The organism is Phaeobacter sp. A36a-5a (genome assembly GCF_037911135.1).
Lineage (GTDB): Bacteria > Pseudomonadota > Alphaproteobacteria > Rhodobacterales > Rhodobacteraceae > Phaeobacter > Phaeobacter bryozoorum.
On record NZ_JBBLYU010000001.1, the window covers coordinates 1,854,271 to 1,878,985 of the forward strand.

The 24,715-nt window shown below is 62.1% G+C and carries 19 protein-coding genes and 5 tRNA genes; 7 read left to right on the forward strand and 17 right to left on the reverse strand.

Annotated features, from left to right (window positions below):
• Window positions 1-5: 5 nt before the first annotated feature.
• From WLQ66_RS08615 to WLQ66_RS08625, 3 genes are all read right to left on the reverse strand, one after another.
• Complete coding sequence (locus tag WLQ66_RS08615) at window positions 6-2,507, reverse strand: penicillin-binding protein 1A (protein ID WP_340545917.1); 2,502 nt, start codon at window positions 2,505-2,507, stop codon at window positions 6-8.
• Between the two features lie 187 nt (window positions 2,508-2,694).
• Complete coding sequence (locus WLQ66_RS08620) at window positions 2,695-3,975, reverse strand: N-acetylmuramoyl-L-alanine amidase (RefSeq protein ID WP_416633986.1); 1,281 nt, start codon at window positions 3,973-3,975, stop codon at window positions 2,695-2,697.
• Between the two features lie 164 nt (window positions 3,976-4,139).
• Window positions 4,140-5,288: a pyridoxal phosphate-dependent aminotransferase gene (locus tag WLQ66_RS08625; protein WP_340545918.1), complete on the reverse strand. Its 1,149-nt coding sequence runs from the start codon at window positions 5,286-5,288 to the stop codon at window positions 4,140-4,142.
• On the opposite strand from WLQ66_RS08625, the gene WLQ66_RS08630 reads away from it, so the two are divergent.
• The gene (locus WLQ66_RS08630; RefSeq protein ID WP_340545919.1) at window positions 5,287-6,675 is read left to right on the forward strand and encodes a M48 family metalloprotease; all 1,389 of its coding nucleotides are present in this window, start codon (window positions 5,287-5,289) and stop codon (window positions 6,673-6,675) included. The genes WLQ66_RS08625 and WLQ66_RS08630 overlap by 2 nt on opposite strands.
• On the forward strand, window positions 6,672-7,460 hold the full coding sequence (locus tag WLQ66_RS08635; protein WP_340545920.1) for a DsbA family protein: 789 nt from the start codon (window positions 6,672-6,674) through the stop codon (window positions 7,458-7,460). Before WLQ66_RS08630 ends, WLQ66_RS08635 begins: the two co-directional genes overlap by 4 nt.
• 207 nt (window positions 7,461-7,667) lie before the next feature.
• Here WLQ66_RS08635 and ispG read toward each other — a convergent pair whose 3' ends face one another.
• From ispG to hemA, 3 genes are all read right to left on the reverse strand, one after another.
• On the reverse strand, window positions 7,668-8,789 hold the full coding sequence (gene ispG / locus WLQ66_RS08640) for a flavodoxin-dependent (E)-4-hydroxy-3-methylbut-2-enyl-diphosphate synthase (protein ID WP_340545921.1): 1,122 nt from the start codon (window positions 8,787-8,789) through the stop codon (window positions 7,668-7,670).
• A 209-nt stretch (window positions 8,790-8,998) separates the two neighbouring features.
• Window positions 8,999-10,222, reverse strand: a complete 1,224-nt coding sequence (locus WLQ66_RS08645) for a helix-turn-helix domain-containing protein (RefSeq protein WP_340545922.1) — start codon at window positions 10,220-10,222, stop codon at window positions 8,999-9,001.
• Window positions 10,223-10,353: 131 nt separating this feature from the next.
• Window positions 10,354-11,577, reverse strand: a complete 1,224-nt coding sequence (gene hemA / locus WLQ66_RS08650) for a 5-aminolevulinate synthase (RefSeq protein WP_340545923.1) — start codon at window positions 11,575-11,577, stop codon at window positions 10,354-10,356.
• Window positions 11,578-11,900: 323 nt separating this feature from the next.
• Here hemA and WLQ66_RS08655 point away from each other — a divergent pair, with 323 nt between their 5' ends.
• Window positions 11,901-13,292, forward strand: coding sequence for a M20/M25/M40 family metallo-hydrolase (locus WLQ66_RS08655; protein WP_340545924.1), 1,392 nt, complete (start codon window positions 11,901-11,903; stop codon window positions 13,290-13,292).
• Between the two features lie 125 nt (window positions 13,293-13,417).
• Here WLQ66_RS08655 and WLQ66_RS08660 read toward each other — a convergent pair.
• From WLQ66_RS08660 to WLQ66_RS08695, 8 genes are all read right to left on the reverse strand, one after another.
• Window positions 13,418-13,494, reverse strand: a tRNA-Asp gene (locus tag WLQ66_RS08660).
• An 87-nt stretch (window positions 13,495-13,581) separates the two neighbouring features.
• Window positions 13,582-13,658 (reverse strand) — tRNA-Asp (locus tag WLQ66_RS08665).
• Window positions 13,659-13,708: 50 nt separating this feature from the next.
• Window positions 13,709-13,785 (reverse strand) — tRNA-Asp (locus tag WLQ66_RS08670).
• Between the two features lie 330 nt (window positions 13,786-14,115).
• Window positions 14,116-14,487 carry a hypothetical protein gene (locus WLQ66_RS08675; RefSeq protein ID WP_340545925.1) on the reverse strand — a complete coding sequence of 124 codons (372 nt, stop codon included), beginning with the start codon at window positions 14,485-14,487 and terminating at the stop codon, window positions 14,116-14,118.
• Between the two features lie 147 nt (window positions 14,488-14,634).
• Window positions 14,635-14,710, reverse strand: a tRNA-Val gene (locus WLQ66_RS08680).
• A 77-nt stretch (window positions 14,711-14,787) separates the two neighbouring features.
• Window positions 14,788-15,357 carry a histidine phosphatase family protein gene (locus tag WLQ66_RS08685; protein WP_340545926.1) on the reverse strand — a complete coding sequence of 190 codons (570 nt, stop codon included), beginning with the start codon at window positions 15,355-15,357 and terminating at the stop codon, window positions 14,788-14,790.
• Window positions 15,358-15,505: 148 nt separating this feature from the next.
• Window positions 15,506-15,580 (reverse strand) — tRNA-Val (locus WLQ66_RS08690).
• Between the two features lie 101 nt (window positions 15,581-15,681).
• Window positions 15,682-16,137, reverse strand: coding sequence for an Lrp/AsnC family transcriptional regulator (locus tag WLQ66_RS08695; RefSeq protein ID WP_340545927.1), 456 nt, complete (start codon window positions 16,135-16,137; stop codon window positions 15,682-15,684).
• 129 nt (window positions 16,138-16,266) lie between these two features.
• On the opposite strand from WLQ66_RS08695, the gene WLQ66_RS08700 reads away from it, so the two are divergent.
• Together WLQ66_RS08700 and WLQ66_RS08705 are read left to right on the forward strand one after the other, a co-directional pair.
• A complete protein-coding gene (locus WLQ66_RS08700) occupies window positions 16,267-17,322 on the forward strand; it encodes a Leu/Phe/Val dehydrogenase (RefSeq protein ID WP_340545928.1) in 1,056 nt (351 codons plus the stop codon).
• Between the two features lie 292 nt (window positions 17,323-17,614).
• A complete protein-coding gene (locus tag WLQ66_RS08705) occupies window positions 17,615-17,887 on the forward strand; it encodes a YrhK family protein (RefSeq protein ID WP_340545929.1) in 273 nt (90 codons plus the stop codon).
• A gap of 312 nt (window positions 17,888-18,199) precedes the next feature.
• Here WLQ66_RS08705 and lon read toward each other — a convergent pair whose 3' ends face one another.
• The 3 genes from lon to tgt form a co-directional block, all read right to left on the reverse strand.
• Window positions 18,200-20,614, reverse strand: coding sequence for an endopeptidase La (gene lon / locus WLQ66_RS08710; protein ID WP_340545930.1), 2,415 nt, complete (start codon window positions 20,612-20,614; stop codon window positions 18,200-18,202).
• Between the two features lie 235 nt (window positions 20,615-20,849).
• Complete coding sequence (locus tag WLQ66_RS08715; protein ID WP_340545931.1) at window positions 20,850-21,518, reverse strand: hypothetical protein; 669 nt, start codon at window positions 21,516-21,518, stop codon at window positions 20,850-20,852.
• A 437-nt stretch (window positions 21,519-21,955) separates the two neighbouring features.
• Window positions 21,956-23,086, reverse strand: a complete 1,131-nt coding sequence (tgt, locus tag WLQ66_RS08720; protein WP_340545932.1) for a tRNA guanosine(34) transglycosylase Tgt — start codon at window positions 23,084-23,086, stop codon at window positions 21,956-21,958.
• A gap of 366 nt (window positions 23,087-23,452) precedes the next feature.
• On the opposite strand from tgt, the gene WLQ66_RS08725 reads away from it, so the two are divergent.
• On the forward strand, window positions 23,453-24,346 hold the full coding sequence (locus WLQ66_RS08725) for an SPFH domain-containing protein (RefSeq protein ID WP_340545933.1): 894 nt from the start codon (window positions 23,453-23,455) through the stop codon (window positions 24,344-24,346).
• Complete coding sequence (locus tag WLQ66_RS08730; RefSeq protein ID WP_340545934.1) at window positions 24,343-24,621, forward strand: NfeD family protein; 279 nt, start codon at window positions 24,343-24,345, stop codon at window positions 24,619-24,621. Before WLQ66_RS08725 ends, WLQ66_RS08730 begins: the two co-directional genes overlap by 4 nt.
• Window positions 24,622-24,715: the final 94 nt, after the last annotated feature.

Consider the following 24,715-nt stretch of genomic DNA (forward strand, 5'->3'; position numbering starts at 1 on the left):
CGGCGTCAGTAAAGCCCGCCGGAACTGATGGTGCCAAAACTCGCCTTCGGTCCCAGAACCGCCGTGCCACCATCCGATGTGGTCACCCGGCGCGCTGATTGCGCGGCTTCCTCAAACAGCGGCAGGTTCGACCCCATCGCAAAACCACCGTCAAATGCCAGGCCAAAGATCGGCTCCTCACCATCGCGGAAATACTCCGCTACCACATTGGCCCCCGAAGCCGCATCGGCAAGGCGCGCACCAGTGTAGCGGTCGATCTTGATGAAATGGCCGCCCTCCGGCACCGCGAACTTACCACCGCCATATTTGGCCGTCGCTTTCTGCATGAACTGCTGGAACACCGGACCACACATGGTGCCACCATAGGCGCCGCGGCCCATCGGACGCGGCTGGTCATAACCCATGTAACAGCCCGCCACGATATTGGAGGTAAAACCGACAAACCACACATCGCGCGAGTCATTGGTGGTGCCGGTTTTGCCTGCGGTCGGCACCGGCAGGTTGATCACGCTGGAGGCGGTTCCACGCTCCACAACGCCCCGCATCATCGAGGTGAGCTGATAGGCGGTGATCGGATCCATCACCTGCTCGCGGTTGTCCACGATCCGGGGCGCCTGCCCCGGTGCCAGCGCAGGCGAGGCGCAGTCCACGCAGTCACGGTCATCATGGCGATAGATGGTCTCGCCCCGGCGGTCCTGAATGCGGTCCACAAGTGTCGGCTGCACCCGTTCGCCGCCATTGGCAAACATCGCATAGGCCGCCACCATCTTGTAGAGTGTAGTTTCCTCGGCCCCCAGCGAGTTGGCAAGGAAAGCCCCCATATTGTCATAGACCCCAAAACGCTCCGCATAGCCTGCAACCACCTCCATGCCGACCTCCTGGGCCAGTCGGATGGTCATCAGGTTCCGGCTCATCTCGATTCCGGTCCGTAGCGGTGTCGGGCCGTAGAACTTGTTGGTGGAGTTCTTGGGGCGCCACAGCCCCTGCGGGGTGTTGATCTCGATCGGGGCGTCCACAACGATGGTCGCAGGGCTATAGCCGCTGTCCAAAGCTGCCGCATAGACAAAGGGTTTGAAGCTGGAGCCCGGCTGGCGCTGCGCCTGGGTCGCGCGGTTGAACACCGAATGCTGGTAGGAGAACCCGCCCTGCATGGCCAGAACCCGGCCCGTGTTCACATCCATCGCGACAAAGCCGCCCTGCACTTCCGGCACCTGACGCAGCGACCAATGTTGCAGTGCGCCGTCCTTTTCGACCGCGCGGACCAGCACCACATCCCCGGTGGCGAGATTGTCCTTGAAGCTGCCCTTCATCCATTTGATGTCAGAGCGCGGAACCGAGCCGATTTCGGCCACCTCCTCGACGCCTACGCTGATGCTCTGGTCACCGATCTCCAGCACAACCGCCGGATGCCATTTGCCGCCCAGTTCGATATCACGCGGCACGGCAGCAGCGCTGAGCGCCGCGCGCCAGCTGTCTTCGGATGCCAGCAGATCGGCGTCCAGCGTCACGCCAGTGCCCCGCCAGGTGCCACGCGACCGGTCATAGTCCTGAAGACCCGCACGCAGCGCAACAGCGGCCTCGGCCTGCATCTCCTCGTCGATCGTCGCCCGCACGGTAAAGCCGCCGGTGAAGAATTCGCCCTCGCCAAAATCCTCCGAAAGCTGACGACGGATTTCATCGGTAAAATAATCGCGCGGCGGCAGCGCGGTGCGGAAGCTCTCAAAATCGCCATTCTGCACCGAGCGCAGCGGCAGATCGACCTCGACCTTGTAGACCGCATCAGAGATATAGCCGTTTTCGCGCATCTCGCGCAGCACGTAGTTGCGGCGGGTCAGCAGGCGGTCCTTTTGGCGGACCGGGTGATAATCCGACGGCGCCTTTGGCATGGCGGCCAGCGTCGCGGCCTCATGCGGGGCCAGTTCGCTCAGTGTCTTGTTGAAATAGGTCTGGGCGGCTGCGGCCACGCCATAGGAGTTCTGCCCCAGAAAGATCTCGTTCATGTAAAGTTCGAGAATGTCTTCCTTGCTCAGGGTATCTTCCAGACGGGAAGCCAGGATCAGCTCCTTCACCTTCCGCTCCGCCTTGCGGTCCCCGGAGAGCAGGAAATTCTTCATCACCTGCTGGGTGATGGTGGAGGCGCCGCGCACGTTCGACCCGCGCGAGCGCACCGCCTCGACCGCCGCCGCGGCGATGCCGCGCATGTCATAGCCCTTGTGGCTGTAGAAATTCTTGTCCTCGGCCGAGATGAAAGCCTGTTTGACCAGATCGGGAATTTCCTCGGAGGGCGTGAACAGGCGGCGTTCCTGGGCAAATTCGTCAATCAGCTGCCCCTCGCCGGAGTAGATCCGGCTGATCGTCGGCGGCTGATACTGCGCCAGCGATTCATGGCTGGGCAGGTCCCGGCCATAAATCCAGAACACCGCACCAATGGTCAGCGCGATCATCGCGATGCCCAGCGTGATGGTGCTGAAGATGGAACCAAAGAACGATAGAATATATCTGACCACTGTAGAGCCTTTCTCGCGCAGTGCCGCCTATATAGGTGCAGCGGCGCGTGGGGTCAAAACGGGAAACGGCATATTGATGCCGCTGACCCGGAGAAAACAGGGGGAAAGCGACGCTGACCGTCCCCGGATATCAAACGCCCCTGCGCCAGATCCGTTCCGCCTGACCGGCGATCCCGGCGAGCGGCAGCTACTGACGCACCAGCGGGCGGGTCTCATCATCGGCAATGCGCCAGGACAAAAGCCCATTCAGGATTCCCCGCGCCGTGCGTTCGCGCCACTCCGGGTCCATCAGATTGGCCAGATCGCGCGGGCTGGACAGGAATCCGATTTCCACGAGCGCCGAGGGGATGTCGGCCGATTTTAGCACAGAAAAGCCCGCCTCGCGCAGCGGTCGGCGGTTCATTGCCCCACCTTGGGTCTTGAGCCCCTTGACCAGCGCCCGGGCCAGCGCCTGACTGCGCGGATGTGTCTCCGCCCGCGCCAGATCCAGCAGCACATCGGTCACCCGGTCATCGACCTGACTCAGATCGGTCCCCGCGAGCAGATCACCGCGTTCATGACGTTCCACCAGCGTCGCCGAGGCCGCATCAGAGGCGTCTTTCGACAGCGTGTAGACCGTGGTGCCATGAGCGCGCCCTTCCGACAGGCTGTCGGCATGAAGCGACAGGAACAGATCCGCCTTGGCCTGATGCGCCAGCGCGATCCGCCGCTCAAGCGAGACGAAGTAATCGTCGTCGCGCGTCAGCTGCACATTGAACTGGCCCGACCGCACCAGCATCTCGCCCAGTTCGATGGCGAATTGCAGCATCAGATCCTTCTCCTGCACCAGACCGCCCTGAACAAAGGCCTCCGCCCCCGGATCAATGCCGCCATGACCCGGATCAATCACCACCAAGAGCGGCGCCAGCGAATCCTTATCCTCGGGTGCGATCATTGGCGTTGGTGCGGGCAGATCCCAGCGGGCATCGCGCGGCGCGCCGGTGGTTTTGGCAAATTGCTCCGCGCTCGTTTCGCGCAGGGCAACGGTCAGCCCCGCAGCCGCTGTCACCGGATCAACCTCCATCGCCGCCGTCTCGACCTGCATTGGGCGCGTCAACTCCAGCACCAGCCGCGACCAGCCCGGCACATAGGTGCCAAACTGCGCCGTCCGTATGCCGTCCTCTGTCACCAGCGCCTCGGCGCCGAGGCCGCTCCAGTCGACCTCCTGAAAATCCAGCACCACGCGCGGCGGGCCATCCAGCGTGAACAGCCGATACGGCACCCCCTGGCTCAGCGCCAATGTCACATCCACCCCCGAGCGGCGATCGGCGGCGCGGCTGTCCTGCGGCAGGATCCGCGCCAGACCGCTGAAGCCCTGCCCGCTGATCTGACTGCTGGCAGCAGCTGTTTCCTCAGCGACAACCGGCGGCGTCATCGCGATCACCAGGGCCGGCAGCAGCGCTGCGAGGGCTTTTATAGGTCTGCTCATGGCTGTTGCTCCGCCCGTTTTTTTGTATTGCCCTGCCATAAGGACACAGGATGGCCGCGCGGCTGGTGGCGGCACGGCTTTTGGCCAAAGACTAAGCCATCGCGAGGCCTGATTGCCAGCCTCATCCGCTTGCCCCGCACGGCCTGCCCTTTCGCGACGCGCTCTCAGACCCGACGCTGCTCCATAAAGCTCTTGAGCCGCGCCAGCCCCTCTTCGATATCCGCCGTCGACCGCGCATAGGAGAACCGCAGGGTGGTCGCGCCGCGCTTGGGATCGAAATCCAGCCCCGGCGTCACCGCCACCCCGGCCTGATCCAGGATTTCCTTGGCAAAGGCGCGGCTGTCATTGGTCAGCTCGGAAACATCCGCATAAACGTAGAACGCCCCGTCCGGTGGCGCGATCCGGTCAAACCCGGCCTTTGGCAACCCCTCCAGCATCAGCGCCCGGTTGCGCGCATAGACCGCCAGATTCTCCTCCAGCTCCGCACCGCAGTCCATCGCCGCAAGCGCGGCAACCTGACTGGCATGAGGCGCGCAGATGAACATGTTCTGCGCGATGCGCTCGACCACCCGTACGTGGTCTTCCGGCACCACCATCCAACCCACGCGCCAGCCAGTCATGGAGAAATACTTGGAAAAGGAATTGATCACATAGCACTCATCAGTCACCTCAAGTGCGGTGACCGCTTTCGCGTCATATTCGATGCCGTGATAAATCTCATCCGAGATAAACGCCGCCCCCTGCCCCTGTGCCGCATCAATCAGCGCCGCCATCGCATCCCGGTCCAGCATGGTGCCGGTCGGGTTGGCCGGTGAGGCCACCATCAGACCCGCCAGATCCAGCCCCGCCAGATCCTGCGGCACCGGTTGCAGGCGGTGATCAAGCGAGGTTTCGATATCAACAGGCGTCAGCCCCAGCGCATGCAGAATCTGACGGTAGGAGGGATAGCCCGGCGCACCGATGCCGACCCGGTCGCCACTGTCAAAAAGCGCAGTAAAGCTCAGCAGGAACGCCCCCGAAGAGCCCGGCGTGATCACCACCCGCTCCGGATTCAGATCAACATTGTACCAGTCGCCATATAGCTGCGCGATCCGCTTGCGCAGCGCCGGCAGACCCAGCGCCACCGTATAGCCGAGGCTGTCGCGATCCAGCGCCTCCGCCAGCGCCCTGCGCGCGGCATCCGGCGCGCCGGTTGAGGGCTGGCCCACCTCCATATGAATGATATGGCGTCCAGCTTCCTCGGCCCGGCGTGCGGCGTCCATCACATCCATCACAATGAAGGGATCCACGTTGGACCGGCTTGAGTTTCGCATGTTGATCTCCCATGGTGCGGCCATGACCTTTGACCGCTTCTCCCGCCTCACGTCAATCCCGGCTCTGGCCCTTGCCGCGCTGTGTTTCGTCGCGGGGTCACTGGCCCCCGCGGCGCAGGCGGCCTCGATCTCGCTGCTGCGCGATCCTGATATCGAACGCGGACTGAACGAGCTGGCAGCCCCGGTGCTGCGCGCCGCCGGGCTGAATGCCAAACGGGTGCGGGTGCTGGTGGTCAATGACGGCTCCTTCAATGCTTTCGTCATCGATTCCCAAACGATTTTCATACATTACGGGCTGATCCTGAAGGTGGACCGCCCCGAGATGCTGCAGGCGGTGATTGCCCATGAGGCCGCGCATATCACCAATGGCCACCTGTCCCGGCGGATGCAGAACATGCGCTCTGCGCGCTCCGCGGCGGGGCTTGGCGCGGCTCTTGCGGTGCTGGCGGCTGCCGCTGGCGCCGGGGAAGCCGCCGCCGGAATCGCGCTTGGCACGCAATCCTCCGCGCTGCGCGGCTTTCTGGCTCATACCCGCGCCGAGGAAGCCTCCGCCGACCGCACCGCCGCAGGCATCCTGCGACGGGCCGGTGTCAGCCCGCGCGGACTGGTCGATGTGCATAAGATCTTTGCCGGGCAAGAGCTGCTGAGCCCGGTCAATCAGGATCCCTATATGCGCTCGCATCCGCTCAGCCGCGACCGGATCCGCGCCGCCGAGGCCTATCTTGCGAGCCACGGTGACAGCGCCAAACCCGATGCCAACGCGATCTATTGGTTTGCGCGGGTGCGCGGCAAGCTGTCAGCCTTTACCCGGTCACCCAAATGGACCCTGCGCCGGATCGGGGATGAGCCTTACAAGGATGTGCGCCTGATGCGCGAAGCCATCGCCCATCACCGCCGCAACGATCTGAACAAGGCCCTGCGCGCCATCGACGGCGCCCTCGCGATCCGCCCCTCCGATCCCTATTTTCAGGAGCTGAAAGGCCAGATCCTGATGGAGAACCGCCGCTGGCAGCCGGCACTTGCCGCCTATGGCCGGGCCGTTCAGAAGGCGGGGCGTGATCCGCTGATCCTCGCCAGCCTCGGACGCGCGCAACTGGCGGCGGGCCAGCCGAAAGCGGCGCTGAAATCCCTTGAGGCCTCCCGCGCGCAGGATTTCCGCAACGCCAACATGCTGCGGGACATGGCGCAGGCCTACGCGAAACTTGGCCAGTCCGGCATGGCAGCACTGGCCACCGCCGAGCGCTATGCGCTACAGGGTCGGCTGAAGGATGCGGGTCTCCATGCCAAACGGGCCACCGCGCAGCTGCCCACCGGATCCCCTGCCTGGCGACGTGCACAAGATGTGCTGATTGCCGCCGAACAACACGAAAAAAGGAAATCGAGATGACCCGTATTGCCCGCCTTCCCGCCCCGGCGCTGCCTGTTCTGTCGGCGGCCGCCCTGTCGCTTGGGCTGATGATCGCTCCTGCCGCTTCGGCGCTCGACCTCGGCAAGATGAGCGCCGAGGAACGCGCCGCCTTTGGCGCCGAGGTGCGTGCCTATCTGCTGGAGAACCCGGAGGTGATCCTGGAGGCTGTCAGCAAGCTGGAACAGCAGCAGGCCGCCGATGAGGCCGCCCGCGACGATGCGCTGGTGGCCGAGAATATGACCGCGCTGCATGATGACGGGTTTTCCTGGGTCGGCGGCAACCCCGAGGGCGATATCACGCTGGTCGAATTCATGGACTACCGCTGCGGCTACTGCCGCCGCGCCGCGCCAGAGGTGGAAAAACTGGTCTCCGGCGATGGCAATATCCGCCTGATCATCAAGGAATTCCCGATCCTCGGCGAGGCTTCCGTGCTGACCTCGCGGTTTGCGATCGCCACCAAGATGGTCGCCGGGGATGAAGCCTACAAGATGGTGCATGACGCGCTGATCACCCTCGGAGGCGAGCCGAACGAAGGCACGCTGCGCCGCCTGGCAGAGGGGCTGGGTCTGGACGCCGATGCGATCCTCGCGCGGATGTCAGATCCCGAGATTGCCCGTCAGCTGCAGGAAACCCGCGCGCTGGCCCAGCAGTTGGCGATTTCGGGCACCCCGACCTTTGTCCTTGGCGATGAGCTGCTGCGTGGCTACCTGCCCGCCGATCAGATGGAAATCATGGTCGCCGAGATCCGCGAGAACCGCAGCTGATCTTTTTCTGGGGGTGTGACGCAGGTTGCCCCCTATATGCAGGGCGGACTGGGGGCCAGCCCCCAGACACAGGTCTCACTGGGGGCCAGCCCCCAGACCCCCGGAGTATTTCTGGAAAGATGACGGGCGAAACAGACACGAGAAAAGGGCGCTGATGTCATCATAGCGCCCTTTTGCTCATCTCGTTGTCAGTTGGTGGTCGCGGATCTATTCCGCCGCGGCGGCCTCTGCATCCAGCTGAGCCGCCTTTTTCTCTACCTCTTCGACGATGTGATCCACCATCTGATCATTGGACATCTTGTGGCTGGCCTTGCCGGCCAGATAAACCATGCCGGATCCCGCGCCGCCACCGGTGAAACCCACGTCTGTCATCAACGCCTCGCCCGGGCCATTCACCACACAGCCGATGATGCTGAGGCTCATCGGGGTCTTCACATGTTCCAGGCGCTTTTCGAGCGCCTCCACCGTCTTGATCACATCAAACCCCTGCCGCGCGCAGCTGGGACAGGAGATGATATTGACGCCACGGTGGCGCAGGCCGAGGGATTTCAGGATTTCAAAACCCACTTTCACCTCTTCCACCGGATCGGCGGAGAGGCTGACCCGCAGCGTGTCACCGATGCCCATCCACAACAGCTGGCCAAGGCCGATGGCGGATTTGATGGTGCCGGAGACAAAGCCCCCGGCCTCGGTGATGCCAAGGTGGATCGGCGCATCGGTTGCCTCGGCCAGCTGCTGATAGGCGGCGGCGGACATGAAAACGTCGGAGGCTTTGACCGAGATCTTGAACTCGTGAAAATCGTGATCCTGAAGGATACGGATGTGATCGAGACCGCTCTCCACCATCGCCTCCGGGCAGGGTTCGCCGTATTTGTCGAGGAGGTGTTTTTCCAGCGAACCGGCATTGACGCCGATGCGGATCGAACAATTGTGGTCGCGGGCCGCGCGGATCACTTCGGCCACGCGTTTTTCATCGCCGATGTTGCCCGGGTTGATGCGCAGGCAGGCAGCGCCAGCTTCGGCGGCCTCGATGCCGCGTTTGTAGTGGAAATGGATATCGGCAACGATAGGCACCGGGCTTTCGCGAACGATTTCCTTTAGTGCCTTGGAGGAGGCCTCATCCGGGACCGAGACCCGGACGATATCGGCGCCAGCCTCCGCTGCGGCCTGCACCTGGGCCACCGTCGCCGCAACATCCGTGGTCAGCGTATTGGTCATCGTCTGCACCGCAATCGGCGCATCGCCACCCACAGGCACATTGCCGACATGGATCTGGCGGCTTTTGCGGCGTTCGATGTGGCGCCAGGGGCGAATGTGGTTGATCGACATGAGGTCCGGTCCGCGCTGTTCAGGGTTCCGGGCATAAATACGCGCAGTCTCGCGCAGCTTCAATGGGAGGCAGGCAATCCTGAAGGTCGCAGGCCAGATGTCGCAATCACCACGCGTGGCCCATGAGGGAGGCCCGGGCTCAGAAAGGTCAGCTGTACGGCAAAGGCAGGTCAGACGCCCCGGCTGGAAACATCCGGGCCGGACGGGGCCTATTCGCCCGTGGTCTCGGTCACGGGAACGGTGAGGCTGCTGGCCTGCAATTCAGCGACCAGCGTGGCCAGTGCGCTGTTGCGATCCTCGCTCAGATCGGCCAGCGCAAACCGTTCGGTGAGCGCATCGGAGGACAGCACGACGTTCTTCGTCACCTGCCCCCGTTCGCCGACCGGTCCGTAGTGGGCGCCGTTCACTGCGAAGTAAATCGCGCCGCTTTCGCCGGTGCGCAGCAGCGGTGCTTCTTCGGTGGCGGGAATTTCGAAATGCTGACCCGGCTCCATGATGGTTTCAAAGATCACGCTGCCATCCACGGCAGTGACCTGAACCCAGGACGGGCGCACGGCGACCATCTGCAGCGCGGGCGCGGTCTCTTCCACGACCTGCGGCATGGCGGGCAGCGGTGCTGCCGTGCTGAGGCTGGCATCTGCCAGCGCAACCGAGGGCAGCTCCGGCATGACAAAATTGCCGAAGCCGCGTGGATCAAGCGTCGCGATCGGGCCGTCGCGCGGCACCATGACCGGCACGTCCAGCGCCTGCGGGCGATAGAGCCGATCCAGCGCCTCAAGTGCGGGATCTTCGTTCTGGGCATCCCCCTCGCGGGCAGCCCCGGCCAACGGATCCAGATCAGCCAGCACGATGGGGGTCTGATCCACCGGCGCCATCTGCACCTGCTGGACCTCTTTCAGAACCGCCCAACCGCCGTAGCCAATGCCGCCGATCAGCGCCACCAGCACCGCAAGCGACCCCACCGCGCGCAACTCGATCTGGCTGAAGACGCTGCTGGCTGCGGGTACGAAGGGTGTATTGGGAGAGGTGAAGGCATCGCTGCGCAGCCCACCCATGCCGGTTGCAATCGGTTTCCCGGCGGATTTGCGCACTGATGCCTCGGCGGACATGCCATGGGCCACCTGGAAACCGCTTTCCTGGCAGAAGGCGTCAAATGTGGTGTCGGGATCCATATTGAGATAGCGCGCATAAGAGCGCACGTAACCCGCAATAAAACCCGGCGTGTCAAAGACAGTCGGGTCAGAATTCTCAATCGCGGCGATGTAGGAGGCTTTGATCCGCAGCTCACGTTGGACATCCAGCAGCGACTTGCCCATCGTGGCCCGTTCACCGCGCATAATGTCACCCAACCGAAGCTCGTAATCATCAAAGCTGCGAGGCCTTGGCGATTCGTCGTGCGTCTTCGATTTGCGCTGAGTAAGGCGCCCGATCATGCCTGCTGTCCCATTTTAGCCTGCCGCATTCGACATTTAGGACGTCATGGATCCGCGGAATGCGATTCGCCTGCGCCCTTTGATTATGGTCATACTACCACAATCTTACCATTTTGACACAGCGCTATGATTCAGCCCGCCATTTCGGCACGATTCAGCGCACAATGCGACCAGAGCCCATCCATTGCCTTGACCAGGGCGTCAATCTCTTTGGGACCATGTACCGGGGATGGGGTAAAGCGCAGCCGCTCGGTGCCGCGCGGCACTGTCGGGAAGTTGATCGGCTGCACATAGATCCCGTGATCCGACAACAGCATGTCGCTCAGCTTCTGGGTATGGACCGGGTTGCCGACGATCACCGGCACGATATGGCTGCCATGGTCGATGATCGGCAGGCCAAGCCCCTTCAGCCGCATCTTCAGGATCCGTGCCTGCAACTGGTGCTGTTCGCGCAGTTCCGGCGCCGTCTTCAGATGGGCAACCGAGGCCGCCGCCCCTGCCGCTACCGCCGGGGCCAGCGACGTGGTAAAGATGAAGCCCGGCGCATAAGATCTTATGGCATCGCACATTTTTTCCGATGCGGCGATATAGCCGCCCATCACGCCAAAGGCCTTGGCCAGGGTTCCGTTCACAATGTCGATGCGATCGATCAGCCCGTCGCGTTCGGTCACACCGCCACCGCGCGCGCCATACATGCCAACCGCATGAACTTCGTCGATATAGGTGAGCGCGCCAAATTCATCAGCCAGGTCGCAGATCTCGGCAATCGGGCCAAAGTCGCCATCCATGGAATAGACCGATTCAAAGGCGATGAGCTTGGGGGCGGCAGGATCCGCCGCTGCCAGCAGCTCCCGCAGATGCGCAACATCATTGTGGCGGAAGATGCGCTTGGCCCCGCCATTGCGCCGCACACCTTCGATCATCGAGGCGTGGTTCAGCGCATCGGAAAAGATGATCAGACCGGGAAACAGCTTGGGCAGCGTGCTCAGCGTGGCATCATTGGCGATATAGGCCGAGGTGAACAGCAGCGCCGCCTCTTTCTGATGCAGGTCCGCCAGCTCGGCTTCCAGCTGTTTGTGATAGACCGTCGTGCCCGAGATATTGCGGGTGCCGCCGGAGCCTGCACCGGTGGCATCAATGGCCCCATGCATTGCCTCCAGCACAACCGGGTGCTGACCCATGCCCAGATAATCGTTGCCGCACCAGACCGTTATGTCCTGTTTGCTGCCGTCTGGACGGGTCCAGACCGCATGTGGAAACTGACCGTTCTGCCGTTCGATATCAATAAATGTCCGGTAGCGACCTTCGGTGTGAAGCTGAGCAATCGCTTGGTCGAGTTTCGCGGTATAGTCCACCGGCATCTCCATGGCATAGTTGGCACCAGCGGATCTGGCGCGAGCTGTGGTCGGGCTGATATATTCACGTTACCGAATAAATAACCCGATCCCTCCGTTTGATCAATCAAATACGGTGAAGGGGCCGGTCCAGCCTTGATGCAGGTCAAATAGACCTTTGCGCCGACGGCAGCAAGAATTGTAACGCCCGTTTGACGCTACAAACCGACGCATATCACAGGCTTATCACTGGCACATCACAGGTGGGCGGCCTCTGGCCCCTGCCGACGGGCACTGTTAGGCTTCGCGGCGAGCCAATCATCAATTGCAGGAGCCCCCTGACCATGTCCTTGAACGACGTCCTGAACCGGATTGACAGCGACCTTGATGCCGCGACGCAGCGGCTGATGGATTTGCTGCGCATCCAGTCGATCTCAACCGATCCCGCCTATAAGGCCGAATGCGACAAGGCTGCCGATTGGCTGGTGGCGGATCTGCAATCCATCGGCATCGAGGCGGCAAAGCGCGTCACCCCCGGCCACCCGATGGTGGTGGGTCACGTCGGCCCTCAGGATGAGGCGCTGCCGCATGTGCTGTTCTACGGCCATTACGACGTGCAGCCGGTGGATCCGCTGAACCTCTGGACCACCCCCCCGTTTGAGCCGCAGCTGGAAGAGACCGCGCGCGGCACCGTCATTCGCGGCCGTGGCGCCTCGGATGACAAGGGCCAGCTGATGACCTTTGTCGAAGCCTGCCGCGCCTGGCAGGCGGTCAATGGCACCCTGCCCTGCCGTATCACCTTCTTCTTTGAGGGCGAGGAAGAGAGCGGCTCGCCCTCTCTCGTGCCCTTCATGGAACAGCACGCAGCCGAGCTGAAGGCGGATCTGGCGCTGATCTGCGACACCTCGATGGTGTCGCGCGGGGTGCCGTCGATCTCTTCGCAGCTGCGCGGCATGCTGAAGGATGAGTTCACCCTGATCGGCCCGCGCATCGACCTGCATTCCGGCCATTACGGCGGCCCCGGCCTCAACCCGCTGCGCGAAATCAGCCGCATCGTCGCGTCCTTCTATGACGAAGACACCAGCAAGGTCGCGGTTGAGGGCTTCTATGAGGGCGTGCATGAGGTGCCGGAAGAGCAGCTGCGCCAGTGGGAAGGCTGCGGCTTTGATGAAAAGGACTATCTCTCCAACGCAGGCTATACTCAGGCCCACGGGGAAAAGGACCGCTCGGTTCTGGAACAGCAATGGGCCCGCCCAACGCTGGAGGTGAACGGCCTCTGGGGTGGCTACAACGGTGCCGGCTCCAAAACCGTGATCCCGTCTGAGGCGCATTGCAAGATCACCTGCCGTCTGGTCGGCGACATGGACCCGGATGCGCTGCGCCTGAAGATCCGCAAACATGTCGAAGACCGGCTGAAACCTGACTGCAAGGTGGTCTGGGACAATGACCTGGAGGGCTCGCGTGCCTCGGTGATGAATATCGCCCGCCCCGAGTTCGAAGCCGCCCGCGGTGCGCTGTCGGATGAATGGAACCGCGAAGCCGTATTCTGCGGCATGGGCGGCTCGATCCCCATTGCCGGCTTCTTCAAATCCATCCTCGGTATGGATGCGATGCTGATCGGCTTTGCCAATGAAGATGACGCCATCCACTCCCCAAATGAGAAATACGATCTGGAAAGCTTCCACAAAGGTATTCGCTCCTGGGCGCGGGTGCTGGATGCTTTGACCACGAAATAACAAGGCCAGTGGTGTGCGTTCCGGCGCGCACCACATCTCGACGGGGCAATCACAGTAACGCCCCCCACAAACGCAAAAACCCCGCCGAAGCAGGGAGCGTTCATCCACAAATTTAGGGGAGAAAGTGGCGCGGTTGACGGGGCTCGAACCCGCGACCCCCGGCGTGACAGGCCGGTACTCTAACCAACTGAGCTACAACCGCGCATGGGCCTTTCGGCAAATCAGGCAGCAGCCTGACCTATATATCCCCTCCGGGGCGGACCCTGAACGACAGGGCATCGTATGAAAGTGGCGCGGTTGACGGGGCTCGAACCCGCGACCCCCGGCGTGACAGGCCGGTACTCTAACCAACTGAGCTACAACCGCGCATTTACTTTCATCTGGATCCCTTAACCCGGATCCGGGGCGGACAGCAGTGGCGCGGTTGACGGGGCTCGAACCCGCGACCCCCGGCGTGACAGGCCGGTACTCTAACCAACTGAGCTACAACCGCTTGCTGTTCCATCCAACGTCGCCGCTGAATGTTGGGCTGTAATATTCGCAGCACCGAGGGATCGTCAAGCGGTGTTTTGGCATTTTCTCCGGTTTCCGTGAAAAAAAACAAAGCCACCGCCAAATTACCGCCTAACCCATTGTTTTTCCGAAATTCCCATCTGGCGTCCCGCCGGACACCAGGGATAATCGATCAGGAAAATCACAGCCAACCTCAGATCCGCGGATCACGGAGCCACGCGGCGACAACAACAGCGCCATCCAGCCGCAAGGTGCCGCAGACAGCACCGATGGCGCGCCGTACCAGAGCCGCGCCAGCGGTTAGTCCTGATCAGTTGGAGATCACCATGACAACGGCCGCGCCCCGGCCCTGCTCACGGATAAACTGCATCTGATTTCCAGAGACACCGATTTTCTGGCAGTCCGTCCCCCGCTCCGGCTGCTTGCCGATGCGGACATTGCGGCACCACAGGGCGCCATTCCACTGCCAGGCGCCAACCAGCTTGCCCTGGTTGGTCTTTCCCTTGATTTTCCCGTTGGGCAGGATCTGCATACTGCCCCAATCGGCGCTGAGGGTCTTGCCACCGACAAGAGCGAGAAACTCCGCCTCGGTCTTGATTGGTTTGTAGGACCCGGCCTGCCCCGCTGCGGGCAGACAGAACAGGACAGAGACCACGACTGAAAGGATTGCAAAATATTTCACGACATAAACTCCACGTCATATACTCGGTAAAAAAACTCCCCTCCGGCGGGCAATTCACCGAAGGAGCGACATGAGCCTACTGCGAAACCATATGTCTCGCAACTTTGGCGCTGGCAGAGCTTATTGATATGGAATTCAAGGGGGGGATGGTGGGTCGTGAGAGGCTCGAACTCCCGACATCTTCGGTGTAAACGAAGCGCTCTACCAACTGAGCTAACGACCCGGTGAGCGCGGATTTAGAGAATGCGCGCGCTCTGCGCAAGAGGCAAATCGCAAAAATCTGCGAAAAAATTCCCGCCCCTAGCGCAGCACCCGCTCCATGCCCTGCGACAACTCGTAGATGCAGCCCTGTTCATTGGGCAAGGCGGCCATTTTCGCGCGCGACAAGCCGCAGATCACCCCGCGCAGGACCTGCCCCCACAGCCCATGCGCCACCACAACGGTCGGCTCACTCAGCCCGGTCAGGAAATCCGTGATCCGGGCCTGAAACGCAGCAAAGCCCTCGCCCTGTGGCGCCGCACAGAACAAATCCAGATTAAGCGGGTTGGCGGCGTAGATATCCGGGTATTCAGCCGCGACCTCGGCACGGGTCATGCCCTGAAACACGCCGGCCTGCGCCTCGGCCAGCCGGGCGTCCGTGACATAGGGCTGACCGCCAAGCGCGATCTGCGCCGTCTGCTGCGCCCGCCCCAGCGGCGAGACATAGCAGGCAGGCCCCTGTGCCAGAATCGGCGCCATCAGCCCCGCTTGCTGCTGCGCATGCTCAATCCCCAGCGGACTCAGCCGCGATTCCAGCTGTCCCTGAATGCGCCCTTCGGCGTTCCATTCCGTCTGCCCATGCCGCAGAAACCAGATCTTCGGATAGTCCATGCCCGCCCTCGTTGATGCCCGACCCTCGGGCCCTTGCCTAAACATCTAGACAGGTTTCTCCGGCCTGAGAAGAACCAAGCGCGAAACGCGACACCACGTCCGCACCACAAGACGCAGAGGTCAGCTAATCGGCACTGCAAAAGGAGGATGGTGGGTGATAAGAGATTTGAACTCCTGACATCTTCGATGTGAACGAAGCGCTCTACCACTGAGCTAATCACCCTTGGCGGCGGTCATACCGCCGGTCGCGCGTCGCTGCAAGAGGGGGGTGATGAAAAATCCCGCTGCGCTGCGATTTTTGCGCCGCACGGGCGCTGCCCCCTCCTACTCCAGCGGCAGCACATTGCGGCAGATCATCGTGCGCAGGGTAAAACTGGACCGGGTGTTGCGAATGCCGGGGACCCGCATCAGACGATGCTCCAGAAACTGATCGAAATCGGTCAGATCCTGCGCCACGACCCGCAGCAGAATATCGCGGCTGCCGGTCATCAGATAACATTCCATCACCTGATCGAACCGCCGCACCGCCGCCTCAAAGGCCTGCAATCCCTCGCTGGACTGGCGTTCCAGCTCCACCGCGACAAAGATGGTGACCGGCAGGCCAACCTCGGCCTGATCGACCCGCGCTGAATAGCCCGAAATCACGCCGCTGTCCTCCAGATTGGCGACCCGCCGCGCACAGGGCGTCGCAGAGAGGCCGACTCTCTCCGCCAGCTCGGCGATCTTCATCCGACCGTTCTCCTGCAGGGCGGCCAGAATCCTGCGATCAATCTTATCCACGTGTTTCCCCCTAATTTTGGCCCGATATTAGGGAAAACCACCAACAGCATCAATAACTGCGACGTATTTTGGAGGAAACCGGCGGTTGCGTGGCGGTATTCTGCGGTGAAATGGAGGAGCAATCCAAAGATGACAGCCACAATCACCCCCGTCGCCACCTCGACACATGAAGAAATCTACCGCGTCGAGGATGCCTCGGTCGGTCTCACCGGTTTTATCGCCGTGCATTCCACCCTGCTTGGCCCGGCGGCCGGCGGGCTGCGGATGCGCCCCTACGCCAGCGCCGATGACGCGCTGACCGATGTCAAACGCCTGAGCGAAGGCATGACCTACAAAAACGCCGCAGCAGGCCTCGCGCTTGGCGGCGGCAAGGCGGTGATTATGGGCGATCCCGCCACCCAGAAAACCCCGGAGCTGCTGCGCGCCTTTGCCCGCGCCATCGACAGCTTGGACGGGCGTTACATCACCGCCGAGGATATGGGCATGAGCCCCGCGGACATGGCCATCCTGGCCGAGGAAACCAGCTCCGTCGCCGGGCTTGCCGATGGTGAATATGCCTCCGGTGACCCCTCACCCATCACGGCGCGCGGCATCTTCAATGCGATCCGCACCGCCTGGGCGCATAAGACCGGCCAGATCGACCTCAGAAACCGGGTTGTTTCGGTTCAGGGCCTGGGCCATGTCGGCTGGTATCTCTGCGATTTTCTCAACAAGGCCGGTGCCGAGCTGATCGTCACCGATGTAAACAGCACACAGGTTGAACGTGCAGTTGCCGCCTTTGGCGCCACGGCTGTCGCCCCCGATGAGATCTACGCGGTGGAGGCCGATATCTTTGCCCCCTGCGCGATCGGCGGCATCCTCAACAACGAAACCATTCCGCAGCTGAAGGTTGCCCTGGTCGCAGGCGGTGCCAACAATCAGCTGGCCTCGGCCGAGGATGCAGCCGCACTGCACAAACGCGGCATCCTCTACGCGCCCGATTTCGTGGCCAATGGCGGCGGCATTATCAATGTCGCCACCGAGATCCTGAAAATCGGCAACCGCAACAGCTTTGTGGCCGAACGGCTTGAGGCGCTGGAGGTCACCATGGCGGCAATCCTGAAGCAGGCCACCGCCGATGACGTTAGCCCCGACGCCGTGGCCATCGCCACCGTGCAGGCAAAAATGGCGCCCAAAGCGGCCTGACCCGGCATCGCGACCCTGTCGCCCGCCCCGAACATCCAAGATGCGCTGCCCAATGCAGCGCCTTGGATCAAGCCCGCCGAATAAGAGCGGGCGCCAGACGGAAGAACCCGAAACCTCGGGAAAACAATAATAAAACCTGATTTGGGCGACCCTTTGCGGTCGCCCTTTTTCTTGCGAGACCTGCGGGGAACCCCTGAGGGTCACTGACTGCCGCTATGAAGATCTCCTTTGAACCAATCCTCCCCCCGCGCGTTAGGGTAAAAGCAGCCGACACAGACCGACGGAGGACATGATGGCCCTGTTCCACCCCGACAATCGCAATCGCAGCGACCGCCACAAGAAGATCTACGCCTATTGTGAAATCGCCTACACGATGGTCGATGTCTCCGCTGCGGTGCTGTTTGTGATAGGTTCAATCCTGTTCTTCAACGACGCAACCGTCACCCCCGGCACATGGCTGTTTCTGGTAGGATCCGTCCTCTTCGGACTGCGCCCGACGATCAAACTCTACCGTGAATACGCCTATCTGCGACTTGGCGATTATGACGATATCACCCGCCAATGACACGGCCCGCGCCTGCGTCTCCGCCAGAGCCACCGCCCGGCGGACCGGCCAACAACCGGTTTCTCGTCGCCCTGTCGTATCAGGCCAGCGTATCCCCTGTTGCGACAATCAAGCGGCCCAACAATGCGGCGAACTGATCTATTTCTTCCTCTTCCCACCGTCGACGAACCGACAGGTCGCCTGCTTCAAGAAGGTCGCAAACGCATCTCACAGGACATAAGGCAGATGGGCGCCCCGGATAAGGGACGCCCATCTATTGTTACCTATTGCGGATTGATCTCAACAGCTTAGGGGCAGCACCCGTGGCCTGGATCAATGCGCGGTGGCGCTGGCGCCATCCTCGGGAACACCCAATGCTGCCTTGGCAGCGGCGGCGGCCTCTTCTGCGGCCTCATCCCATTCGATGGGTTCGGGCGTATCGGTCAGCGCATGTTTCAGCACCTCGGAGACGTGGCTGACGGGGATGATCTCCAGCCCCTCCTTCACGTTATCCGGGATATCCGGCAGGTCTTTCTCATTCTCCTGCGGGATCAGCACGGTCTTGATGCCGCCACGCAGCGCCGCCAGCAGCTTCTCCTTGAGACCACCAATCGCGGTTGCATTGCCACGCAGGGTCACCTCGCCGGTCATGGCGATGTCCTTGCGCACCGGGATTTGCGTCAGCACCGACACAATACCCGTCACCATTGCAAGGCCCGCGCTCGGCCCGTCCTTGGGGGTGGCCCCATCCGGCACGTGCACGTGAATGTCCCACTTGTCAAAACGCGGCGGCTTGATGCCCAACTGCGGAGAGATGGAGCGGACATAGCTTGAAGCCGCCTCGATCGACTCTTTCATCACATCACCCAGCTTGCCGGTGGTCTTCATCCGACCCTTGCCCGGCAGGCGCAGCGCCTCGATGCTCAGCAGCTCACCCCCGACCGAAGTATAGGCAAGACCGGTGACAACACCGACCTGATCTTCCTTCTCGGCGAGACCATAGCGATACTTCGCAACCCCAAGGAATTCATCCAGATTCTCAGGCGTGACAGAAACGCTCTCCGCCTCTTTCTTGACGATCTTGGTCAGCGATTTCCGCGCCACTTTGGCGATCTCACGCTCCAGATTCCGCACCCCCGCCTCACGGGTATAGGTGCGGATGATCTCGGTCAGCGCCTCATCGGTGAGCTCGAATTCCTTGGCCTTCAGACCGTGGTTCTTCACCTGCTTGGAAATCAGGTGCTGCTTGGCGATCTCACGCTTTTCATCCTCGGTGTAACCGGACAGCGGAATGATCTCCATCCGGTCCAGCAGCGGCCCCGGCATGTTGTAGCTGTTCGAGGTGGTCAGGAACATCACGTTCGACAGGTCATATTCCACTTCCAAATAGTGGTCCATGAAGGTCGCGTTCTGTTCCGGGTCCAGCACCTCCAGCATCGCCGATGCCGGATCACCCCGGAAATCCTGCCCCATCTTGTCGATTTCATCGAGCAGGATCAGCGGGTTGGTGGTCTTGGCCTTTTTTAGCGCCTGAATGATCTTACCGGGCATGGAGCCGATATAGGTCCGGCGGTGACCGCGGATCTCGGACTCGTCGCGCACGCCACCCAGCGAAATGCGGATGAACTCGCGACCGGTTGCCTTGGCCACCGATTTGCCCAGCGAGGTCTTGCCGACACCCGGAGGGCCAACAAGGCAGAGGATCGGCCCCTTCAGCTTGGCCGAGCGCTGCTGCACAGCGAGATATTCAACGATACGTTCCTTGACCTTCTCAAGCCCGTAGTGATCGGCGTCCAGAATATCCTGCGCCCGGCTCAGATCTTTCTTCACGCGGGATTTGGTGCCCCAGGGCAGGGCCAGAATCCAGTCCAGATAGTTGCGCACAACCGTGGCTTCCGCCGACATCGGCGACATGTTCTTGAGCTTCTTCAGCTCGGCCTCGGCCTTTTCGCGCGCCTCTTTGGAGAGTTTGGTCTCGGCAATCTTGGCTTCCAGCTCGGCGACTTCGTTAGAACCGTCCTCGCTGTCGCCCAGCTCCTTCTGAATGGCTTTCATCTGCTCATTCAGATAATATTCGCGCTGGGTCTTCTCCATCTGGGATTTGACGCGGGTCTTGATCTTCTTCTCGACCTGCAGCACAGACAGCTCGCCCTGCATCAGGCCATAGACCTTCTCCAGACGTTCGCTCACCGACAGGGTTTCCAGAAGATCCTGTTTGTTGTCGACCTCGATCCCCAGATGACCGGCGACCAGATCGGCCAGCTTGGCCGGCTCCGTGGTCTCTCCAACGGCGCTCAGCGCCTCTTCCGGGATGTTCTTGCGGACCTTGGCATAACGCTCGAACTCATCGCCGACCGTGCGCAGCAGCGCCTCCACGGTGGTGACATCGCCGGGAATCTCGCTGAGATACTCCGCGCGCGCTTCAAAGAAGTTGTCGTTGTCCAGATATTCGGTGATTTTCACCCGCGCATGACCTTCGACCAGCACCTTCACGGTGCCGTCGGGCAGTTTCAGCAGCTGCAGCACATTGGCCAGCACGCCGACACTGTAGATGCCATCGGATTGCGGATCATCTTCCGCCGGGTCGATCTGACTGGACAGCAGGATCTGCTTGTCGTCGGTCATCACCTCTTCCAGGGCACGCACCGATTTTTCCCGCCCGACGAACAGCGGCACGATCATATGCGGGAACACAACGATATCGCGCAGCGGCAGGACGGGGTAGGATGAATTGAGTGGCTCTTGCATACTCGGTCCTTTGGTTTGGCAAGACGCCCCCGCCCCGATTATCGGCAGCTTCGGCGCGTCTCCTCATTGGCTGTTTATCTGGTGCAGCGGTGTTGGGATTTCAACCGCCGTGCCTCAATGTTTGGTGTCACATTGCCCGCAGCGCGCCCGGACCACAAGGGCGCAAATGCAGCTAGGGTGAGCAAATGGTGAAGGCCGCGCGCGGCAGCCTCCGCCGATGACCTGACCCGCAGCATCAGCGCCGCATCAGGGTGATCACCCCGCGTTCCAGCCGCCCACCCGGTCCGGTTTCGCGGTAGGTGCCGCTCATCCGGGTCTGATCAATCAGGAACAGACGGATATCCTGCCGCAACACGTCTCCGGTGCCGGTGTCGCGTTCTGATTGCAGCCTCAGTTGCAGCATCTGCTCCACCCCGCAGGGCAGCCGCCCCATGCCCAGCTCATCGAGGAAGACCTCCGCACCATCCGCCAGATCGCCGCGGCCGACGCTTTCGGCCCTCAGCCCCGTGCCTGGCTCAGGTGGCGCCCGGTCCAGCACGCCGACGGGGATCACCCCGGACACGGCAGAATCCGCCACCAGACGGCCATTGCGAAATCTCAGTGTCAGCACCTCACCCGCGCGCTGCGGCAGCGGTTGCATATCGACGCGGCCGCCAACCGGCAGCCCGGTTTCCCCCGGCCCCTTCTGCACAAACCACTGGCCCCGCAGCGCTTTGGAGCCGCCCTTGATCAGATCGTCAAATGCGATCCGGCAGCCATCAAGCGGTGGTGCCTTGAAAAAACTTGAGGCCTCGGCCAGCGACCCCGGCGCCTTAGCTGCCTGATCCGACTGCGCCACAGCGCCAGAGGCAGCCACAAGGCCGCCCAGCAGCACCACGCTCCCCCATGCCTGTAACCAGCTCATCGCGACCCTTCCCGTTTTGGCGGAATCTAGCAGCGAGGTCTTCATAACCGGTGAACGCGGACCGGGATCATCCCTACCAAAGATCGCAGCAAAAAGCGCACGACATCAGGCCGTTGCCTTGGGTGCAGTCGCGCTCCGGCAATCCTTACCGCTGCGCGGCCGACGTCAGGTGCGCCAGCGACCCCGGCTGCTCCCCATAGGATCCGCCATGGTCCAAAAGCGCAAAAACAGCAACGCCCGCCGCCAGCAAAATCATCAGCGAACAATGCGCAAGTCCAGTTGAAGCCGTCTCATTCATCGGATCTCTCCACGTTGGTCATCAGTGCCTGATTGACAGATCACCGCTGATTTGTGGCGCAAACGTGTTCAGGGCAGGACCCGCCGATGAACATTCGCTCAAGTTTTCGACAATCCGGGCGCATCCCCCTTGCCGGCCCCTACAATGGCTCAATATCGCCTTCGGCACGGGTGTCGTGGAAATCCTTCTGCCAGGCCTCGAAGGTGCCCGCAGCAATCGCCTCCCGCATGCCGCCCATGATTTCCTGGAAGTAATGCAGGTTATGCCAGGTCAGCAGCATCCCCGAAATCATCTCGTTGCTGCGGAACACATGGTGCAGATAGGCGCGCGAATAGTTCGAACACGCCGGGCAGCTGCACTGCTCATCCAGCGGGCGCGGGTCATCCTGGTGGCGGGCGTTCTTGATATTGACGACGCCGTAGCGGGTAAACGCTTGCCCCGTGCGGCCAGAGCGCGATGGCAGCACGCAGTCCATCATGTCGATACCACGGGCCACCGCACCGACGATATCATCAGGCTTGCCCACCCCCATCAGATAGCGCGGCTTGTCCTCAGGCAGGAAACCGGGCGCATAATCAAGACAGTCAAACATCGCCTCCTGCCCCTCGCCCACTGCCAGGCCGCCAACCGCATAGCCCTCGAATCCGATCTTCTTCAGCGCCTCGGCGCTTTCTTCGCGCAGATCCTGCTCCAGCCCGCCCTGCATAATGCCGAACAGCGCATGGCCCGGACGGTCGCCAAAGGCCTCGCGCGAGCGCTCCGCCCAACGCATCGACAGGCGCATCGACTCGGCGATCCGGTCGCGGTCGGCAGGCAGCGCCGGACATTCGTCGAAACACATCACGATGTCCGAACCGAGCAGGCGCTGGATTTCCATCGACCGTTCCGGCGTCAGCTCATGTTTGGATCCGTCGATATGGCTTTTGAAGGTCACGCCCTTTTCCGTCAGCTTGCGCAGACCCGCCAGCGACATCACCTGAAACCCGCCCGAGTCCGTCAGGATCGGCCGCTCCCAGTTCATGAATTTGTGCAATCCGCCCAGACGGTCGATCCGCTCTGCCGTGGGGCGCAGCATCAGATGATAGGTATTGCCCAGCAAGATATCCGCCCCGGTCGCACGCACGCTCTCCGGCAGCATTGCCTTCACTGTTGCGGCCGTGCCCACGGGCATGAACGCAGGCGTGCGGATCTCGCCGCGCGGCGTATTGATGACACCGGTGCGGGCCTTGCCATCGGTGGCTTTCAGGTCAAATGAGATTTTCGGCGCCATGTTCTCTTCCTTGGGCTGTCTTGTGCGTGGTCCCGCCGCTGCGGGGAATTTCCTACGGGATCATCTGCCACCTGAACCCTGCTCCGCCGCGATCCGGGACCATACCGGCAGAGCCTGCCGGATGTGCCTTATCCCGGTGCGGTTTTCAAGCCTGCATGACCGCAGCCCGCGCCAAAGCCCCGACAGCCCTATCCAGCCCCCACCCCGCACGCCACGGATGCGCCGCAGACGGGGCCGTTCCCCTTGCCTGCCACCACCGCACACGCCATAGAGAAGAGGAACGGGGCGCCGTCCCCCCACGCTTGAATCCCGGGTCCACGACCCCCCAACTGCATACCATAGCATACAAATTTATTGCGAGGCATAATGACCGAAGAACTCCTGCTGAGCCTGCTGACGCAGAACATCATCTATATCCTGGGCGCGATCTTCCTGATCATCCTGATCCTCAAGGGCGTCCGCATCGTACCGCAATCCGAAAAATACGTGGTCGAACGCTTTGGCCGCCTGCATGCAGTGCTTGGCCCCGGCATCAACTTCATCGTCCCGCTGCTCGACTCCGTCGCCCATAAGGTCTCGATCCTGGAACGCCAGCTGCCCAACGCCAGCCAGGACGCCATCACCAAGGACAACGTGCTGGTGCAGATCGACACCTCGGTGTTCTACCGCATTCTGGAACCGGAAAAGACCGTCTATCGGATCCGCGACGTTGACGGCGCCATTGCCACCACCGTGGCCGGCATCGTGCGCGCCGAGATCGGCAAGATGGACCTGGATGAGGTGCAGTCGAACCGCTCGCAGCTGATCGGTCAGATCCAGCATCTGGTCGAAAGCGCCGTTGACGACTGGGGCATCGAAGTGACACGCGCCGAGATCCTCGACGTGAACCTCGATCAGGCCACCCGCGACGCCATGCTGCAGCAGCTCAACGCCGAGCGCGCCCGCCGCGCCGAGGTGACCAAGGCCGAGGGCCAGAAACGCGCGGTCGAACTGGCCGCCGACGCCGAGCTCTACGCCGCCGAGCAGATCGCCAAGGCCCGCCGCATTCAGGCCGATGCCGAGGCCTATGCCACCGGGGTAGTCGCCAAAGCCATTGCCGAAAACGGTCTGGAGGCCGCGCAATATCAGGTGGCCCTGAAACAGGTCGAGGCGCTCAATGCCCTTGGCGCAGGTGAAGGCAAACAGACCATCCTGGTGCCCGCCAATGCGATTGAGGCCTTCGGCAACGCCTTCAACATGCTGAAAGGGGCCGGAAAATGACGGCCCTGCTCTCCGTCTGGTGGGTCTGGATCGCGATTGCCATCGGCCTCGCCATCGTCGAGGTGCTGGCGCCGGGCTTCATGTTCCTCGGCTTTGCCGTCGGCGCGGTGCTGGTGGCCCTGCTGCTGGTCGCCACCCCCGCAGGCAGCATCACCCTGCCGGTGCTGCTGCTGATCTACGCCACCCTCTCGCTGATCGCCTGGCTGGTCTTGCGCCACTTCTTCAAGGGCCCCAAAGGCCAGGTGAAACACTTCGACCACGATATCAACGATTGAACAAAGCCCCGTCCGGTCTGCACTGGGCGGGGATCCCCCCTAGCCTCACCAGTCCCGCAATCCAATACAACAGCCGCAACCGTCAGGCTCAGCA